Below are 18,299 nucleotides of genomic sequence, written 5' to 3'. Positions count from 1 at the left end.
AGGCGGCTATCGCTTGGCCTCGTAATGCTCGGCAACAAGATGGTCGAGCAGACGCACGCCATAACCCGAGCCCCAGCTCGTGTTGATGTCGTTCGATGGCGCGCCCATGCCGGTGCCCGCGATATCGAGATGCGCCCATGGCACGTCATCGACAAAGCGCTGCAGCAATTGTGCTGCGGTGATCGAGCCACCCCAGCGCCCGGCCGCGTTCTTCATATCAGCGAATTTGGAATCGATCTGCTTGTCGTATTCAGGACCGAGCGGCATGCGCCAGACGCGCTCGCCGGTGGCGGCGCCGGATTTCGACAGCCGCTCCGACAACTGATCGTTGTTGGAGAACAAGCCCGCATATTCGGTGCCGAGCGCCACCATGATCGCGCCGGTCAATGTCGCGAGATCGATCATGAATTTCGGCTTGTACTTCTGCGCGACGTACCACAGCACATCCGCCAGCACGAGGCGGCCTTCCGCGTCGGTGTTGATGATCTCGATGGTCTGGCCCGACATCGTGGTGACGATGTCGCCCGGGCGCTGCGCGTTGCCGTCCGGCATGTTTTCGACGATACCGATCGCGCCGATCGCATTGACCTTTGCTTTGCGTCCAGCAAGCGCATGCATCAGGCCGACCACGCAGGCCGCGCCCGCCATGTCGCCCTTCATGTCTTCCATGCTGCCCGCGGGCTTGATCGAGATGCCGCCGGTGTCGAAACACACGCCCTTGCCGACGAAGGCGACCGGTTTGTCGGCCTTGTTGGCCGCGCCATTCCAGCGCATCACCACCATGCGGCCTTCATGATACGAGCCCTGCGACACGCCGAGCAGCGCGCCCATGCCGAGCTTGGTCATCGCCTTGACGTCAAGAATATCGACCTGGACGCCGAGCTTGCGCAACTGCGCGGCGCGGCGCGCGAACTCGGCGGGAAACAGCACATTCGGCGGCTCGTTGACGAGTTCGCGCGCGAGCAGCACGCCATCGACGATATTGGCATCGCGCGTAAACGCCTTGCGCGTGGCCGCGACGTCGGCGACGGCGACCGAAACCTGCGCGACGAGGGCCTTGTCCTTGTCTTTCGTCTTGGTCTTGTAGCGGTCGAACTTGTAGCCGCGCAGCCGTGCACCGGCGGCGACGTTCGCTGCCTGATGCGGCTTCATCGCGCCGCTTGGTAGTTCGGCGACAAGTGTCACCGCGCTCGCGCTCGATCCGAGCTTGCCAGTCACGGCACCGCCCAGCTTGATGAAATCCTCTTCCTTCACCGAGCCGGCCTTGCCGGTGCCCCCGACGATCAGACGTCCGACCTTCAGGCCCTGAGGCGCGAGAAGATCAAGCGCCGAGCCGCTTTTCCCCTTGAACTCGGCTGCCGATGCGGCGCGCTTGATGGAGTTCTCTGCGCCCGCCAGCAATTTGCGGCTCGCTGGGCCGAACTTCATCGATTCATCGGTGAAAACGACGAGGACGCCCTTCGGCGCGGTCGAAAACGGGACAAAGCCGACCTTAACGGCGTCGGTCATGGGGAATCCTCCAAACTTGAACTTGCGGCTGAGTGCTGCGGTGGGTGCGGGACTATATGCGCCTCCGCCTCCGACCTGCAAAGTGCCGGACAAAGGCGGCTTCATCACGATACGGACGGAGATACCCCGAATCGTGACGCGAAAGCCACGCAAACAGCTTTTGTTAACCACTCCGCCCGCGCTGCCTTAGGCCAGCCATTTTATCGGCGGATCAACGGGATAGTTGAGTTATAATAGCTTTGCGCGATACGGTTCGAGGGGGATTTGGCCTCACAGCCAGATCCGGGCCGGCATCGCTCGGAGACACTGGGGATACTGCAGTTCGATGGCGTCGATTGATATCGCCTGCGCGGGGCCGGCCGTTATGCCGGGCCCTGCTTTTGATCGTTGCGCGGAATGCGCGCGGCGGGCCTGCGCGCTGACGCAGCATTCCGCAAACGAGCCATCGGCCGCATGCTGACCACCACGCTCGCCCGCTATTTCGCCAGACGTTTCATCATCGCCTCGCTCGCGGTGTTCCTCGGTATTTTCCTGCTGCTGGTCCTGGTCGACTACATCGAAATGGTGCGCCGGACCTCGAGCATCCCGACTGCCTCCGCGATCATGGTGGCGGAAACCTCACTGTTTCGGGTGCCGCAATTGCTGGAAAAGCTGATGCCGTTCTGCATCCTGATCGGTGCGATGAGCTGCTATCTCGCGCTGTCGCGCAGCCTCGAACTGGTTGTGGCGCGCGCCGCCGGGATTTCGGCGTGGCAATTCATCACGCCCGCGCTGGTCGCCGCCCTCTTGATGGGCGTGCTCGCGACCGTCGTTTACAATCCCATTTCGGCCGCGATGCAGGAACGCAGCAAGGAGATGGAGGCGAAGCTCTTCTCCAACGGTGGCGTTCAGAACGTCGAACAATCCTGGATCAATCAGGTAACGTCGGAAGGCCAGTCCATCATCAGCGCGGCGCTTTCCCAGAATCAGGGTACGCGGCTCTCCGGCGTAACCGTCTTCCGCTTCAACCCGGACGGCAGCTTCCGGGACCGAATCGACGCCAATGAAGCGAATCTGGAGCCCGGTGAGTGGCGGCTCGGAGGCGCGCGAATCCATTCCATGACCGCCGCGCCGGTCATTCAGGACAACCTCCTGCTCAAGACCAATCTGACCCCAGCGCAGGTCCGGAACAGCTTTGCCACGCCCGAAACTGTGTCATTTTGGCAACTTCCGGGGTACATCCAGTCTTCGGCAAGCTCTGGTCTGGCCACAGCAGGATACCGTTTGCAGTATCAGAAGCTGCTCGCGAGGCCGTTTTTGCTGGCCTCGATGGTGCTCGTCGCGGCCGCCGTCAGCCTCCGGTTCTTCCGCTTCGGCGGCGTGCAAAAGATGGTTTTAAGTGGCGTGGCAGCGGGCTTTCTGCTCTATGTCCTGTCGAAAGTAACTGAGGATTTAAGCAAGGCCGAGTTGATGTATCCGCTCGCTGCCGCATGGTTGCCTGTCTGTGTGGGCGGCCTGACCGGCTTTTTGGCCTTGCTGCATCAGGAGGACGGGTAGTGGCTGGTTTTGCCGCCCTCCATGGACGGACGCCTGGGTTCAGGCGGCGCATGAGGCTGCGCCGCTATCGCCTTGCCATGTCCGCCGTCCTGATGCTCGGCGCGGGCGCATTGGCCCTGCCCGGCTCCGCCACGGCGGCGACCAACACCTTCATCTACAACAAGCGTCCGCCGGTGCCGAAACCGCCGAAGGACAAGAACGCCAATAACGGGCAGATGCTCGTGAAGGCGCTCGAGATCAATTACGACTACAACAACAACCGCGTCGCCGCCGTCGGCAACGTCCAGATCTACTACAACGGCTCAACGCTCGAAGCCGACAAGGTCATCTACGACCAGAAGACCAAGCGCCTTCACGCCGAGGGCAACGTCCGCCTCACCGAGGCCGACGGCAAGGTTGTGAACGCCAACCTGCTCGACCTGTCCGACGACTATCGCGATGGCTTTGTCGATTCCTTGCGCCTCAACACGCCGGATGAGACGCGCATGTCGGCGGCACGCGCCGATCGCAGCAATGGCGACATCACGATTTTCCAGAGCGGCACCTACACCGCCTGCGCCCCTTGCCGCGACCATCCCGAACGTCCGCCGCTGTGGCAGGTGAAGGCCGCGCGCATCATCCACAACAAGACCGAACAGATGCTCTACTTCGAAGACGCGAAGGTGGAGTTCTTCGGTCATCCCCTCGCCTACCTGCCGTACTTCTCGACGCCCGACCCGACCGTGAAGCGCAAGACCGGCTTCCTGATGCCGTGGGCGGGCTACAACTCGTACACCGGCTACAGCGCCGAGATTCCGTTCTACTGGGCGATCGCGCCGAACTACGACATGACCATTTCGCCGCGCATCACATCGCGGCAGGGCGTGCTCGGCCAGATCGATTTCCGCCAGCGCCTCGTCAACGGCGCGTATGAAATCCGCGGCTACGGTATTCATCAGGAAGACCCGGATGCCTATGCCGGACAGGTCGGCGACCGCAACTGGCGCGGCGGCCTCGATTCGAACGGCCAGTTCGCGCTGAACGACAAATGGGTCGCGGGCTGGACCGCCGTGCTTGCAACCGACAATCGCTTCTTCAGCGACTACAAGCTTGGCCCTTACAAGAACCCGCTGGGCTCGTTCCTGCTAACGCCGACCGAAGGCATCTCGCAGGTGTACCTCACCGGCGTCGGCAACCGCAGCTATTTCGACATTCGTTCGATCTACTACTACGGCTTCAATGCCGCCGACGTGCAAAAGCAGATTCCCATCGTCGCGCCGGTGGTCGACTATAACAACGTACTCGGCCACAACCTGCTGGGCGGCGAGTTCAGCTACAAAGGCAACTTCGTCAATCTGACGCGCGGCCAGGCGAATTTCGACGCGATCTCTGGGAAAGCTCAGGCTGAAGCCGTGGCTTTGGCAAACCCAGCAATCGTGCCCTCGTCTTGTCTGAGCGCTGATCCTATGGCCCGGTCAAATTGCGTTCTTCGCGGCGTTCCTGGGGACTACACCCGCTTGTCCGGTGAGGCTCAATGGCGGCGCTCATTCACTGATCCGATAGGCCAGATTTTCACACCGTTCGTCTCGGTGCGCGGCGACCTGATCAATGCCAATGTCGCCAACGATCCCAATCTCGCTGGTTACATTGCCCCCGGCAACCATCAGGAAGCCCGCCTGATGCCGGCGGTCGGCCTCGAATATCGCTATCCGTTCATCAACGTGCAGCCGTGGGGCACCACGACGATCGAACCAATCGCGCAGGTCATCATCCGCCCGAACGAACAGAAGGCCGGACAGTTGCCGAACGAAGACGCACAAAGCCTGACCTTCGACGACACCAATCTGTTCAGCGTCAACAAATTCTCCGGCTGGGACCGCGTCGAAGGCGGCGGCCGCGCCAACGTCGGCGTGCAGGCGACAACGCAGTTCGACCGCGGCGGCACCGTCAACGTGCTGTTCGGCCAGTCCTACCAGCTCTACGGCCTGAACTCCTATGCGGTGCAGAGCCTGACCAACACCGGTCTCGATTCCGGTCTCGACAAGCCGGCGTCCGATTACGTCGGCCGCGTCGCTTACTCGCCCAATAAGATCTTCAGCCTGACGACACGCTTCCGGCTCGACGAAGCGACAATGGACATCAAGCGTTTCGAGACCGAAGGCCGCGCCAATTTCGACCGCTGGTCGGTCAGCCTCCTGTACGGCAAGTATGCGCCACAACCTGAACTCGGCTATCTGACCGAACGGCAGGGCCTGCTCGGCACCGGTTCGTTCAAGCTCGCTGCCAACTGGCAGGTCTCCGGCGGGTTGCGCTACGACATCGCCAACAGCAAGGTGAACCAGTACATCGTCGGTGCCGGATACGTGGACGATTGCTTCCTGCTCGCCGTCAACTACGTGACCGACTACAACTACACGACAATCGGCAGCATCGCGCCCGTCACCGATCACCGCGTGATGTTCCAGCTTGGCTTGCGTACCATCGGCGGAACTTCGATTTCGCAAAACGTCTCCTCATCCACCCAGTGACATAATTGTGGTCGATTGCACGTCTACGGTGCGGCTCGACCGTGGTGAAACCGACAGCAATGTGATGATGAACGCGACATTCCTCTCTGTTTTTGCCAGCCGCCTTGCCCTTTCCCTCGCAACCTTGCTGACGCTTCTCGCAACAGCGCCGTCCGCGCGGGCGCAGGCCGTGGTGGTGATGGTCAATGGCGAGCCGATCACGACCTACGACATCGAACAGCGCGCCAAGCTCATCGCCCTGACCACGCACAAGAGCGCGCCGCGCCAGGAAGTCATCAATCAGTTGATCGACGACCGCCTCAAGATCAAAGAAGCCAAGAAATTCGGGATCAACATGACCCCGTCGGAAATCGATTCGTCTTACGCGGCCATGGGCCAGCGGATGGGAATGTCCGCGGACCAGTTGTCCAAGGTTCTCATGGCGCAGGGCGTGCGCCCCGAAACCATGAAGCTGCGGATGTCGGCCGACACCGCATGGGGCGCGCTGGTGCGCGGCCGCTACAAGCAGAGCCTGATGGTGAGCGAACACGATGTCCGTGCGGCTTCCGGCGGCGATAGCTCGCCGCAAGATACCGAGAGCTATGAATATCACCTGCGCCCGGTCGTGATCTTCGTGCCGCGCGGTTCGTCTTCGGCTGTCGTCGAGCAACGCAAGAAGGAAGCGGAGATCATTCGCGACCGTGTCCAGAGTTGCGCGGAGGCCGCGACCACATTCAAGTCGCTGCGTCAGGGCACCATCCGGGACACCATCATCAAGACTTCGGCCGACCTGCCCGCGAATTTGCGCGAGCTTCTGGACAAGACGCCTGTCGGCCACATGACCCCGCCGGAAGTGACCCGGCAAGGCATCGAGATGGTTGTATTGTGCGACCGCAAGGTGACCTCCGCCGATACGCCCGCCAAGCGGGCGGCGCGCGACAAGCTGTTCGCCCAGAAATACGAGGCGAAGTCGAAATCCTACCTCGATGACCTCCGCAAGGCCGCGATGATCGAGTACAAGCAGAAATAAGGCCGATGCACCAAGCCCCGCTCGCTCTCACGATCGGTGAGCCCTCCGGGATCGGGCCTGATATCACGGTTGCCGCGTGGCTGAAGCGTAACGCTGACAATCTTCCTCCGTTTTACCTGATCGGCGATGCCGATCTGATCCGCCGCCGGGCCGCTTTGCTTGGAGAAGGGATCGATGTCGTCGAAACATCGCCACAGGACGCTGTGGGAATCTTCGCGCGCGCCCTGCCCGTCGCACCAACCGGCCACACCGCGACGGGCACGCCCGGAAAACCCGACGCGACCAGCGCGTGGGCCGCGATCGCCTCCATCGAGCAGGCCGTGGCGGATGTGAAGACGGGCGTTGCATCCGCTGTCGTTACCAATCCGATTGCCAAGAGCGTCCTCTACAGTGCAGGCTTCAAGCATCCCGGCCACACTGAATTTCTCGCCGAACTGGCGGCCAATGGCGGCAGGATACCAAAGCCCGTGATGATGATTTGGTCCGAGACGCTCGCCGTCGTGCCGGTCACCATCCATCTGCCGCTGCGGCAGGCGATTGCCGACCTCACCACCGATCTGATTCTTGAAACTGCGCGCATTGTCGTCGCTGATATGAAACATCGGTTTGGCTTGCGCGCGCCACGCCTCGCCATTGCGGGGCTCAATCCGCACGCCGGTGAAGACGGCACGCTCGGCAAGGAAGATGGCGCTATCGTCGCGCCGGCCGTCGAGCAATTGCGGCGCGAGGGTATCGACGCACGCGGCCCGCTGCCCGCCGACACCATGTTCCATGAAGCCGCGCGCAAGACCTACGATTGCGCAATCTGCATGTATCACGATCAGGCGCTGATACCGGTCAAGACGCTTGCATTCGACAGTGGCGTCAACGTCACGCTCGGGCTGCCGTTCATCCGCACCTCGCCCGACCATGGCACCGCCTTCGACATTGCAGGCACCGGCCGCGCCAACCCGTCGAGCCTGATCGCGGCGTTGCGCCTCGCCGCCCGCATGGCGCGCGCGAACGCCGCATCATGAGCCAGATCGACGATCTGCCGCCGCTACGCGAGGTCATCCGCAAATACGACCTCGCCCCGCGCAAATCGCTCGGCCAGAATTTCCTGTTCGATCTTAACCTCACAGCACGGATCGCGCGCGCCGCCGGACCTCTCGACGACGCCACCGTGATCGAGATCGGCCCCGGCCCGGGCGGGCTGACGCGGGCTTTGCTCGCCACCGGCGCGAAGCGCGTGATCGCGGTCGAACGTGACGATCGCGCGATCCCGGCGCTGGAGGACATCGCGCGGCATTATCCCGGCCGGCTCGAGATCGTGCACGGCGACGCCATCGATTTTGACCCGACCACAATGCTCGACGGTGCGCGGGCGCGGATCGTCGCCAATCTGCCCTACAACATCGCGACCCTGCTGCTCACCGGCTGGCTGACCGCCGATCCATGGCCGCCATGGTTCGACATGATGGTGCTGATGTTCCAGCGCGAAGTGGCCGAGCGCATCGTCGCGCAGGAGAACGATGACGCCTATGGCCGCCTCGGCGTGCTCGCCAACTGGCGAACAGAGACTAAAATCCTGTTCGATATCGCGCCCGGCGCGTTCGTGCCGCCGCCGAAGGTCACGTCATCTGTCGTGCGCCTCGTCCCGCGAGCGAAGCCGCTATCTTGCTCGCGCCGCGCGCTGGAACAGGTCGCTGCTGCCGCCTTCAACCAGCGCCGCAAGATGCTGCGCCAGAGCCTGAAGCCGCTCGGCGTCGATCCCGCACTGCTCACCGAAGCCGCCCGCATCGATCCGACACGGCGCGCCGAGACAGTGTCCATTGCCGGTTTCGTGGCGATGGCCAATCGCCTGTCCGAACTCAAGCAATCCTGATCTCCATGGCCTTGATGCATCGCCAATCCCTCATGCAATTCGCCGCTCCCGTCTGCGAGACGGTTGTGGACGCCCCTGTGCCGCAAGGCAGCGAGGTGCTGCTGCGCGTGGCGAAATGTGGCCTCTGCCATTCCGACCTGCATTTGCAGGACGGATTTTTCGACGCAGGAAATGGCCAGCGCATCGACATTACACGCGGCATCAAGCTGCCCTTCACGCTCGGCCACGAAATCGTCGGCACTGTCGAGGCGGCAGGTCCCGATGCACCGCGGGATATCATCGGGCAACCGCGCGTCGTTTTTCCATGGATCGGATGCGGCGCCTGCCGCGACTGCATCAACGGCGACGAGAACCTCTGCGCACGCAATCGCTATCTCGGCGTCGCGCTGGATGGCGGCTTCGCCAGCCATGTTCTCGTGCCCGACAGCCGCTATCTCCTGCCTTACGAGCCGCTGCCTGCGGGCTTCGCCGCCGCGCTGATGTGCTCCGGCCTCACCGCCTATGGTGCGGTGAAGCGCGCGGCCACTCATCCGCGCCGCCGCAATCTGTTGCTGATCGGCATGGGCGGCGTCGGGCTGATGGGGCTGTCGATCGCGCGCGCGATGGGCATGGAGACCATCGCGGTCGCCGACCTCAGCGAGGCCGCGCGTGCCACCGCGCTCGATGCGGGCGCCGCGACGGCTTACGATCCGGCGGCACGAGAGACGGCGCGCCGCATGCTGAAGGACAGCGGCGGCGGCTTCGATGTCATCGTCGATTTCGTGGGCAACGAGGCATCATTGGCATTCGCGATGAGCGCGCTCGCGCGCGGCGGCAAGATCGTCGTGTCCGGCCTGATGGGCGGCTCCTTCACCACGCCAGCAGTAAGCTGGGTCCACAAGCGCATGAGCATCGAAGGGTTCATGACCGGAACGCTCCTTGAGGCGCGCGAGTTGCTCGATCTCGCCCGCACCGGCCGCATTGCGCCAGTACCGATGCATGAAGCTCCGATGCGGGAAGCAGCCGGCTGGATGGAGAAGCTGCGCCACGGTGGCATAATCGGGCGAATTATCCTCACCAACGGCGCGTGAGCCGCCTTACGCTGCGTAGCCGTGCAGCGGCGCTAATTTATCGTTTCGGAAAATCTGCTTCGCCGACAACACCGGCTGCAATGAAGCCTGCCGGGCCGGCGGCTGCGCAACCGACACCGGCGGCGCCATCGCCAGCACCGCCGCGCGGGCCAACGGACACATCGCCTCCTGTGCGGGCAGCTCAGAATGAGCCGGACGGCTGCCCGCAAGGCGCAGCGCCGTCTCGATCTCATCGGATGGCGTGCCTCCCTTCAACAACAGCAAAATCAGAAGCGCCTTGATCTCCTCGCTCAACACGCCCGCGTCGTTTGCAGTGTCTCCAGTCATGACAATCCTCGCTTTCTGATTTCAGCAGATCAATGACGTGAAGCATCGAAGTCGCGTGGTTAATGCGATTTTAATTTCACGATTTAGAAGCGCGAATGCCGTGTTGATACGTAAACAAGACTTCACGCGCCTACCGTGAAGCCCTGCCCTTACCGTCTTACGCACCTGTTCACGCATCACCCGTACGAGAATCAGAATTGTGGCGTTCCCATAAGGCTTACATCGCCCCAATTTTGTCTCATGCGTTTCGCATTTGCGGCCCATTGCGGCCCATCTCGTTGACAACGATTAACCCGCGCATCGCGCACAACGTCACGATCCGACGTGGGGGAACCATGACAAACCGGAATTTCAAACTTGCGGCGGTGGCCTTGAGCGCCGTTCTCGGCGGCCTGACGCCGTCGGTCGCACAACAAGCAGCGCCTGCTGCGGAACAGACAACTCCGGCGCAGCAAACGAATGCCGCCGAGGCCTGCCAGCGCGCACCGAAAGGCGCAGCGCCACAGGGCAAGCATTGGTACTACCACACGGACCGCAGCGCTGGCCGCAAGTGCTGGTATCTCGGCGAGGCCGGGATGAAGACGACTACGTCCTCTGCCGCTGCGAAACCGAAGTCTGACACGGCGCCCACAGCCCGACAGGATATCGACAACGCCCGTGCAGAGGCTCCGGCATCGCAGGCCGCGAAGCCGTCAGTTGCAAAGCCTGCACCCCCTGCCGAATCCGAGGCCACATCCAATACAGCACCGCAAACAACTGAAGCGGTGACGACGCAACCGACGCCAAATCCTGCTGCCTCAACGCCGTTGCTCACCGAGCGCTGGCCTGACGCCGACGCCTTCCGCCCGACAAGCCAGCAGACCACCGGGCAGTCCACACCGCTTGCCAGTTCGCAGCCCGCAACGTCGGAAGCCGCGCCGCCCGCTCCCGCGATGAAACCCGCAGCCGCCCCAACGGCACCGCGCGCCAAATCATCCGAACAAGCCGCCGACCTCACGCCATGGCGCGTCATTCTCGGTGTAGCATTTCTTGTATTGGCGCTGATCGCGATCCTCGCCCTTGTCACGTTCAGATATTTCTGGCGAACGGGCGACAAAGTCCGCAATGCGCCGGCGCAGCGTCGCAACATCTGGGGCGAAGCCGAAGACACGGAGACATCTTCGCCGGCCTACACGGAGATGATCGCGCCATCCCGATGGGCCTCTGCCGCGCGCACATCAAGAGCACCGCAGGACCTCGACGAAATCGAGCAACTCTTGCGCCGTGCCGCACGCGAGTCCGAAAATGTTATTTCTCTAGCTGATCCTGCAATCCGCGCACGAACGCCGACAGCCCCGTCTGCCGCTCGCGCTTCAACCGCTCAGCGCGCAGGATCGTTTCGACCTCGCTGAATGCCTGGTCGAGATCGTTGTTGAGCACGACATAGTCGTACTCGGCCCAGTGGCTCAGCTCATGAGCCGCGCGATCCATACGGCCGCGGATCACGGCGTCGGAATCCTGCGCGCGGGTATGAAGCCGTTTTTCAAGGTCCTGCGCCGACGGCGGCAGGATGAAAACGCTGACGACATCGGCCCGCGCCTTCTCCCGCAATTGCTGCGTGCCTTGCCAATCGATATCGAACAGCACGTCCTCGCCAGCTGACAGTGCCTTCTCCACCGCATGACGCGGCGTGCCGTAGTGATTGTCGAACACCGGCGCATGTTCGAGCAATTCGCCCGCGCGGACCATCTGGTCGAAGCGCGCCTTGTCGATGAAGTAGTAATGATCGCCCTCGGCCTCGCCCGGCCGCTTCGCACGCGTCGTTACCGATACCGACATCCGCAGGCCCGGCGTCTTCTCGATCAGCATGCGCGACAGCGTAGACTTGCCCGCGCCGGACGGCGACGACAACACGAACATCAGGCCACGCCGCTCACCGGCGAGCGCATTGCGAACCATTGCGTTCACTCCAGATTCTGAACCTGCTCGCGGAACTGCTCGACGATGTTCTTCATCTCGAGACCAATATTGGTCAATTCGACATCGTTCGATTTGGAACAGGTGGTGTTCACTTCCCGGTTGAATTCCTGCGACAGGAAATCCAGCCGCCGGCCGACCGGCCCGCCTTTCGACAGCAGTTCGCGCGCCTGCGCGACATGCGAACCGATCCGGTCGAGTTCTTCGCGGATGTCGGCCTTGGTCGCGATCAGCAGCGCTTCCTGCGACAGCCGATCAGGATCGAACCGATCCGATGCATCGAGCAGCGTTGCGATCTGCTCGGCGAGGCGTGTCTTGATCGCCTCCGGCTTGCGGCCCGGTGCGGCTTCGGCCCTGGCGGCAAGACGTTCGATGTCGTTAACACGCTGTGTCAGGATCTCGCCGAGCGAAACGCCTTCGCGGTCGCGCATCTCGACGAGGCCGGACAGTGCCGTCTCGAACGCCGCGATAGCAGCGGCCTTGGCCGTGGCAATTTCAGCCTCCCCGCTTTCCGGCTCGACAATGTCGATCACGCCCTTGACCGCGAGCAGACCGTCAACGGTTGGCGGCAACGCGCCTGCTCTCAATGCCAGTCCTCGCGCCGCGTCGAGAACCGAAGCGAGAACGTCCTCGTTGATGCGCGCGACCGCCGCAGAGCCCGCCCGCTTGACGTTGAGGTTGGCGTAGACTGTGCCGCGCGACACCGCCTCACCGACCCGTTTGCGCACAGTACCTTCGAGATCGTCCCATCCCTGCGGCAGGCGCACACGCAGATCCAGACCCTTGGCGTTGACCGACTTCAATTCCCACTCGAACGTATAAAGTCCGCTGGTGCCGTGGCTTCGCGAAAAGCCGGTCATGCTCGACAACGCCATTGTCGAAAAACTCCGTCCAGATCAGGTGGATTCGCTGTGCGTGAACCGCCGCGGACCATACCCCGAATTGGGCCATGGTGCAGACGTTTTGGCGCCCGTCCCTTGAGAATTTCTTGCGAATTGCCTGGAATTCAGCGCGTTGCGGAAGCCGCATCCGCCGCAGCGTTGGCCGACGGCGGGACCGGCTTGGCGTGGGACGCAGGCTTGCGGGCCTTCGGTGCCGCCGAGGTTACGCCCGCCCACGCATCGCTGGCCTTGGGAGCGAGCGATTGCTTGCCGTGGGATGATTTCGGAGCGGCCTTCGGCGCCGCGCGCCTGGCAGGCGCGGCCGGAGGCTGCGCTGCAGCGGGCTCGGTGGGCGCGCCGGACGGGACCGCGACCGGAGGCGGCACGTCGTCCGGCTCGGCAGCGTCGTTCTGCTGACGCTCAATCGAGCGAAGCTTCGCCACCGCCTTCTGGTGCTCGTTGTAGTTCTCGGTGAACGTATGCCCACCGGTGCCGTCGGCCACGAAATAGAGATCACGCGTGCGCGCGGGGTTGGCGGTCGCTTCCAGCGAGGCACGCCCCGGATTGGCGATCGGGCCTGGCGGCAGTCCCTCAATGACGTAGGTGTTGTACGGCGTCGGCTGCTGGATCTCACTGCGCTTGATCGGCCGTCCGAGCGTACCCTTGCCGCCGACAAGGCCATAGATGATGGTCGGATCGGACTGCAGCTTGATGCGCTGGCGCAGCCGGTTGACGAAGACCGAAGCGACGCGGCTGCGCTCATCGGCGCGGCCGGTTTCTTTCTCAACGATAGAGGCCAGCGTCACAAGCTGATCGGGCGACCGCAGCGGCAGATCGGGATTGCGATGCTCCCAGACTTCCGCGAGCAGCCGCTTCTGCGCCTGCTGCATGCGCTGGATCACCTGCTCGCGCGGGGTACCGCGCGGAAACTTGTAAGTGTCCGGCAGCAGCGTGCCCTCGCGCGGCACTTCGCGCAGCGAACCCGAGAAGATGTCGTTATCCTGCAACCGCTGAACGATCTGTTCCGATGTCAGCCCTTCCGGAATGGTGAAGGCATGCTGCACCACCTTGCCATCGACGATGGTGCCGATGACATCCGACAGGCTCGCATTCTTCTGGAACAGGAATTCGCCCGATTTGAGCGAGGTGCGCGCGTTGAGCGCCAGCACGCTGCCGATAAAGGTCCAGCGATCCGCCTTGATGACACCCTCTCGCAGCAGGATGTCGCCAATGTCGGTCATGCCCGCGCGTGGCGGAATATTGACGACCTTGTCGGCGGTCAGCGGACCTTTCGCGGTCAGCATCTGCTTGCCGTAGATGTAAAGACCGCCCGCGCCGAGGATCACCACCAGCAGAATCGTGATGATGGCGTTGCCCGCAATCACGAAGGGATTGCGCGCGCTGTCGGAACGCTTCGGAGGCGGAACCTGCTGCGGCTCTAACGCCGCCCGCGGACTGCGCGGTTCAATGGGAGGCCTTTGACTCATGTCCGAAATCCGAATCCGTTCTGGCCCGATCTCTCGCACAAACTTGGGATCGCAATATGACCGAAAGTTCTCCTGCGGTGAAGCCGAGGTATTTCCCTCAGTTCACCACCCGCTTCATGATCAACGATGCATTGGTGCCGCCAAAGCCGAACGAGTTCGACAAAGTGACATTGATTTCGCGCGATTTGGCCTTGTGCGGCACGAGATCGATAGCGGTCTCGATCGACGGATTGTCGAGATTCAGCGTCGGAGGCGCCATATTGTCGCGCAGCGCCAGCACGCAGAAGATCGCCTCCACGGCTCCCGCTGCGCCGAGCAGATGGCCGATCGAGGACTTGGTCGACGACATCGATACCCTGGAGGCCGTATTGCCGAGCAGCTTCTGCACCGCACCCAGTTCGATCTCGTCGCCAAGCGGCGTCGAGGTGCCGTGGGAGTTGATGTAATCGATGTCGGATGCAAGCAATCCCGCGCGCTTCATCGCAGCACTCATGCAGCGATAGGCGCCATCGCCATCGGAAGCCGGTGCGGTGATGTGATAGGCATCGCCGGAGAGGCCGTAACCGACGATTTCGGCGTAGATCTTCGCACCGCGCTTTTTGGCGTGCTCGTATTCCTCAAGCACGACAATGCCTGCGCCCTCGCCCATCACGAAGCCGTCGCGATCGACATCATAGGGCCGCGACGCAGCGGTCGGCCTGTCGTTGAATTTCGTGGACATCGCCCGCAGCGCGCAGAAGCCCGCCATCGCCAGACGATTGACCGGCGATTCCGCGCCACCTGCCACCATCACGTCGGCGTCGCCAAGCATGATCAGCCGCGATGCATCGCCGATGGCGTGCGCGCCTGTGGAGCACGCGGTGACCACCGAGTGGTTCGGACCCTTGAGGCCGTGCTGGATCGAGACGTAACCGGAGGCAAGATTGATGAGACGTCCCGGAATGAAGAACGGCGAGACTTTACGCGGGCCGCGCTCATGCAACAGCACCGCCGTCTCGCCAATGCCCTCGATACCGCCGATGCCGGAGCCGATCAGCGTGCCGGTGGCGCAGCGTTCTTCCTCGGTGGACGGATGCCAGCCGGCGTCGTTGAGCGCTTCGGATGCAGCCGCCATCGCGAAGATGATGAAGTCATCAACCTTGCGCTGCTCTTTCGGCTCCATCCACTGATCGGGATTGAAAGTGCCGTCGGTGCCGTCGCCGCGCGGCACGACGCAGGCAATCTGACTGGTCAGGTCGGAAACATCGAAATGTTCGATCTTCCGTGCGCCGCTTTCACCGTTGAGGATGCGTTTCCAGGTCGGCTCGACGCCGCCACCCAGCGGCGAAACCATGCCGAGGCCGGTGACGACCACTCGCCTCATGTCCGATGCTCCGATGTGCCAAACAGAAAGACGGCGGGCCGTTGCGCGCAACAACCCGCCGACATCAGCTACCGCAGAAGGAGCTTAGCTCTTCGCGTTCTTTTCAAGGAACTTGGTGGCGTCGCCAACCGTCAGGATGGTTTCCGCCGCGTCGTCCGGAATCTCGCAACCGAATTCTTCTTCGAAAGCCATCACCAGTTCGACAGTGTCGAGGCTGTCGGCGCCGAGGTCGTCGATGAAGCTCGCGGTATCCACCACTTTCTCCGGTTCGACACCGAGGTGCTCCACAACGATCTTCTTCACGCGCTCGCCAATCTCACTCATCGTTTCAACCTCGTGTTTGCTTCGTTTAACCCGATCGTAAAACGATACGAGCCGGTGTTGACCTTCTAAAACTCTATGCCGCCCGCCCAGTTCGATCCGCGCACCCGCAGACCGTCAGTCCCCTGCGAACCTCAACAGATGGCGCATCGGGAATATACAGGGTTTTGATTTCCTGCAATGACGTTCTTCCCTTGCGCGCTCACCACAAAACAGCCAGCCATTTTGCAGCGAATCCGCCCCGATCCTGAAGTCTGACCGGTCGAAAACTTTCCCCCATGCGACCGGAAATCGCGCAACGAGACAACATCCGAATAGCACAGATCGGGGGACTTGGCCAAGCCGGGAGCAACCGCCAAACCGTCATAAAACGACACAGCGACTCCCCTAAAGCCCTCAAATCATTGCCATTCCACCATTGACATGGATGGTCTGGCCGGTGACGTAGGCCGCCTCGTTCGACGCCAGATAGACAGCGGCCGCGGCGATGTCGTCGGGCGAGCCGAGCCGTCCTGCCGGAACCTTGGCAAGGATACCCTCCTTCTGCTTGTCGTTCAGTGCAGCCGTCATCGCAGTCGCAATAAAACCGGGTGCAATGCAATTCGCGGTGACGTTCCGCCGCGCATATTCCTGACCGATCGACTTCATCATGCCGATCAGGCCCGCTTTCGACGACACGTAGTTGACTTGCCCCGCATTGCCGGTGACGGCGACCACGGAGGTGATGCCAATGATGCGGCCGAAACGCTTACGCATCATCAATTTGGTCGCAGCACGCGCCAGGCGGAAGGTCGCGGTGAGATTGACGTCGATCACCTGATCCCAGTCCTCGTCGCGCAGCTGCACAAAAAGGTTGTCCTTGGTGATGCCCGCATTCGCCACAAGGATGTCCAGTTGCCCCATCGCCTTCTCGGAAGCGGGCACCAGCGCTTCGACCTGATCCTTGTCGGACAGGTTGCACGGCAGAACGTGGACGCGCTCCTTCAACTCACCGGCGAGCGTGTCGAGCACTTCGCGCCGCGTGCCTGAAATCGCAACCGTCGCACCCTGCTTGTGCAACGCCTTGGCGATCGCATTTCCGATGCCGCCGGTCGCGCCAGTGACTAGCGCGGTCTTGCCTGTCAAATCGAACATTGAAATTCTCCCTGAAATCACCCGCGCGCGGCGGCGATCGCATCCTTTGCAGTGGCAATATCACCGGGACCACCAACCGCGACACCGACGGCACCATCCGCGATACGCTTGACGAGGCCGGTAAGCACCTTGCCCGAACCGATCTCCAGAAAATGCGTGACGCCGTGGGCGGCCATATAAGCGACGCTTTCGCGCCAGCGCACCGTGCCGGTGACCTGCTCCACCAACAGCTTTCGAATTTGATCGGGATCAGTGACCGGACCCGCGAGGATGTTTGCAACCACCGGGACCACCGGCTTGTTGACGGTGACCTTCGCAAGCGCCTCCGCCATCGCGTCGGCAGCCGGCTGCATCAGGCGGCAATGGAACGGCGCGGACACCTGCAGCAGCATGGCGCGCTTGGCGCCTTTAGCTTTCGCGATCTCGACAGCGCGTTCGACCGCAGCCTTGTCGCCGGACACCACGACCTGACCGCCGCCATTGTCGTTCGCCGCCTGACAGACCTGCCCCTGTGCGGCCTCATCGGCTGCCGCCACGGCGGTCTCGTAATCGAGGCCGAGCAAGGCCGCCATCGCGCCGACACCCACCGGCGTCGCCTTCTGCATCGCCGTGCCGCGAATCCGCAACAACCGCGCCGTATCAGCAATCGAGAGGCTGCCAGCCGCAGCCAGCGCCGAATATTCGCCGAGCGAATGGCCCGCCACGAACGCAGCGTCACGCGCAAGATCGATCCCCGCCTCCGCTTCCAGCACCCGCAGGGTCGCAAGTGACATCGCCATCAGCGCGGGCTGGGTGTTCTCGGTCAACTGGAGAGCTTCGGCTGGCCCTTCCCAGATCACGGTGCTGAGTTTCTGGCCGAGCGCCGAATCCACCTCGTCGAATACCGCGCGCGCAGCCGGAAACGCCTCGGCGAGCGCCTTGCCCATGCCGACGGCCTGTGAGCCCTGTCCCGGAAATGTAAATGCTGCCGTCATAAAGGCCTCCCAAACGTGGGGTGGTAAGACACCGCCAGGCCGGGGGCTGTCAAGCTGACGACACGGAACTGCCGGCAAATCCCCGATTTTGAGAGCATGCCCCCTCAAAACCACCGTAAACGTCTCGATTTTCGGGCCAAATCCGGCTCAAACCGCCTCTCTAGTCCCTTGCCAACCGCCGCAAATCACCTATAAAGCGCGCATCCGTGGATCCCGGCCGGGAGCTGAACGGACGGTCTCAGCAACCTTCATTTCAACAACGAAATTGGGTTGATGGGACAGGGCCAGTCGGTCCGTCGTCCCGTGCTTCCGCCTTCTGAGCAATATCGAGGTCCTTTCCGAAGGTCTCGAAGGGCTTGCC

General features: G+C 62.5%; 16 protein-coding genes. 7 read left to right on the top strand and 9 right to left on the bottom strand.

What is annotated here, in order from left to right; genetic code table 11:
* Positions 1–6 precede the first annotated feature (6 nt).
* Positions 7–1,509, bottom strand: a complete 1,503-nt coding sequence (locus tag AFIDRAFT_RS10140; protein ID WP_009339280.1) for a leucyl aminopeptidase — start codon at positions 1,507–1,509, stop codon at positions 7–9.
* A 453-nt stretch (positions 1,510–1,962) separates the two neighbouring features.
* Here AFIDRAFT_RS10140 and lptG point away from each other — a divergent pair, with 453 nt between their 5' ends.
* From lptG to AFIDRAFT_RS10110, 6 genes are all read left to right on the top strand, one after another.
* The gene (lptG, locus tag AFIDRAFT_RS10135) at positions 1,963–3,045 is read left to right on the top strand and encodes an LPS export ABC transporter permease LptG (protein WP_009339278.1); all 1,083 of its coding nucleotides are present in this window, start codon (positions 1,963–1,965) and stop codon (positions 3,043–3,045) included.
* A 50-nt stretch (positions 3,046–3,095) separates the two neighbouring features.
* Complete coding sequence (locus AFIDRAFT_RS10130; protein WP_009339277.1) at positions 3,096–5,552, top strand: LPS-assembly protein LptD; 2,457 nt, start codon at positions 3,096–3,098, stop codon at positions 5,550–5,552.
* A gap of 64 nt (positions 5,553–5,616) precedes the next feature.
* Positions 5,617–6,561, top strand: a complete 945-nt coding sequence (locus tag AFIDRAFT_RS10125; protein WP_009339275.1) for a SurA N-terminal domain-containing protein — start codon at positions 5,617–5,619, stop codon at positions 6,559–6,561.
* Positions 6,562–6,566: 5 nt separating this feature from the next.
* On the top strand, positions 6,567–7,577 hold the full coding sequence (pdxA, locus tag AFIDRAFT_RS10120) for a 4-hydroxythreonine-4-phosphate dehydrogenase PdxA (RefSeq protein WP_009339272.1): 1,011 nt from the start codon (positions 6,567–6,569) through the stop codon (positions 7,575–7,577).
* Positions 7,574–8,425, top strand: coding sequence for a 16S rRNA (adenine(1518)-N(6)/adenine(1519)-N(6))-dimethyltransferase RsmA (rsmA, locus tag AFIDRAFT_RS10115; RefSeq protein WP_009339269.1), 852 nt, complete (start codon positions 7,574–7,576; stop codon positions 8,423–8,425). The genes pdxA and rsmA overlap by 4 nt, the downstream gene beginning before the upstream one ends.
* Before the next feature lie 5 nt (positions 8,426–8,430).
* A complete protein-coding gene (locus AFIDRAFT_RS10110; RefSeq protein ID WP_009339268.1) occupies positions 8,431–9,495 on the top strand; it encodes a 6-hydroxyhexanoate dehydrogenase in 1,065 nt (354 codons plus the stop codon).
* A 6-nt stretch (positions 9,496–9,501) separates the two neighbouring features.
* On the opposite strand, the gene AFIDRAFT_RS10105 is transcribed toward AFIDRAFT_RS10110, so the two are convergent.
* The gene (locus tag AFIDRAFT_RS10105) at positions 9,502–9,822 is read right to left on the bottom strand and encodes a hypothetical protein (protein WP_009339266.1); all 321 of its coding nucleotides are present in this window, start codon (positions 9,820–9,822) and stop codon (positions 9,502–9,504) included.
* 335 nt (positions 9,823–10,157) lie between these two features.
* Here AFIDRAFT_RS10105 and AFIDRAFT_RS19450 point away from each other — a divergent pair, with 335 nt between their 5' ends.
* On the top strand, positions 10,158–11,213 hold the full coding sequence (locus tag AFIDRAFT_RS19450; RefSeq protein ID WP_156786883.1) for a hypothetical protein: 1,056 nt from the start codon (positions 10,158–10,160) through the stop codon (positions 11,211–11,213).
* Here AFIDRAFT_RS19450 and gmk read toward each other — a convergent pair.
* From gmk to fabD, 7 genes are all read right to left on the bottom strand, one after another.
* Positions 11,110–11,760: a guanylate kinase gene (gene gmk, locus AFIDRAFT_RS10100; protein WP_009339262.1), complete on the bottom strand. Its 651-nt coding sequence runs from the start codon at positions 11,758–11,760 to the stop codon at positions 11,110–11,112. The genes AFIDRAFT_RS19450 and gmk overlap by 104 nt on opposite strands.
* 5 nt (positions 11,761–11,765) lie before the next feature.
* Complete coding sequence (locus tag AFIDRAFT_RS10095) at positions 11,766–12,653, bottom strand: YicC/YloC family endoribonuclease (RefSeq protein WP_009339261.1); 888 nt, start codon at positions 12,651–12,653, stop codon at positions 11,766–11,768.
* A gap of 131 nt (positions 12,654–12,784) precedes the next feature.
* A complete protein-coding gene (gene mltG / locus AFIDRAFT_RS10090; RefSeq protein ID WP_009339260.1) occupies positions 12,785–14,146 on the bottom strand; it encodes an endolytic transglycosylase MltG in 1,362 nt (453 codons plus the stop codon).
* Between the two features lie 97 nt (positions 14,147–14,243).
* Complete coding sequence (fabF, locus tag AFIDRAFT_RS10085) at positions 14,244–15,509, bottom strand: beta-ketoacyl-ACP synthase II (RefSeq protein ID WP_009339259.1); 1,266 nt, start codon at positions 15,507–15,509, stop codon at positions 14,244–14,246.
* 84 nt (positions 15,510–15,593) lie between these two features.
* Positions 15,594–15,833 carry an acyl carrier protein gene (locus tag AFIDRAFT_RS10080; RefSeq protein ID WP_009339258.1) on the bottom strand — a complete coding sequence of 80 codons (240 nt, stop codon included), beginning with the start codon at positions 15,831–15,833 and terminating at the stop codon, positions 15,594–15,596.
* A 393-nt stretch (positions 15,834–16,226) separates the two neighbouring features.
* Positions 16,227–16,964 (bottom strand): 3-oxoacyl-[acyl-carrier-protein] reductase, encoded by a 738-nt coding sequence (fabG, locus tag AFIDRAFT_RS10075; RefSeq protein ID WP_009339257.1) that lies wholly within the window; start codon positions 16,962–16,964, stop codon positions 16,227–16,229.
* A 17-nt stretch (positions 16,965–16,981) separates the two neighbouring features.
* On the bottom strand, positions 16,982–17,938 hold the full coding sequence (gene fabD / locus AFIDRAFT_RS10070; protein ID WP_009339256.1) for an ACP S-malonyltransferase: 957 nt from the start codon (positions 17,936–17,938) through the stop codon (positions 16,982–16,984).
* Positions 17,939–18,299 lie beyond the last annotated feature (361 nt).

The sequence above is a fragment of the Afipia sp. 1NLS2 genome (assembly GCF_000178995.1).
Classification (GTDB): Bacteria; Pseudomonadota; Alphaproteobacteria; order Rhizobiales; family Xanthobacteraceae; genus Afipia.
Note: the sequence above shows the minus strand (reverse complement) of the source record. Positions and strands in the feature narration are given on the sequence as shown.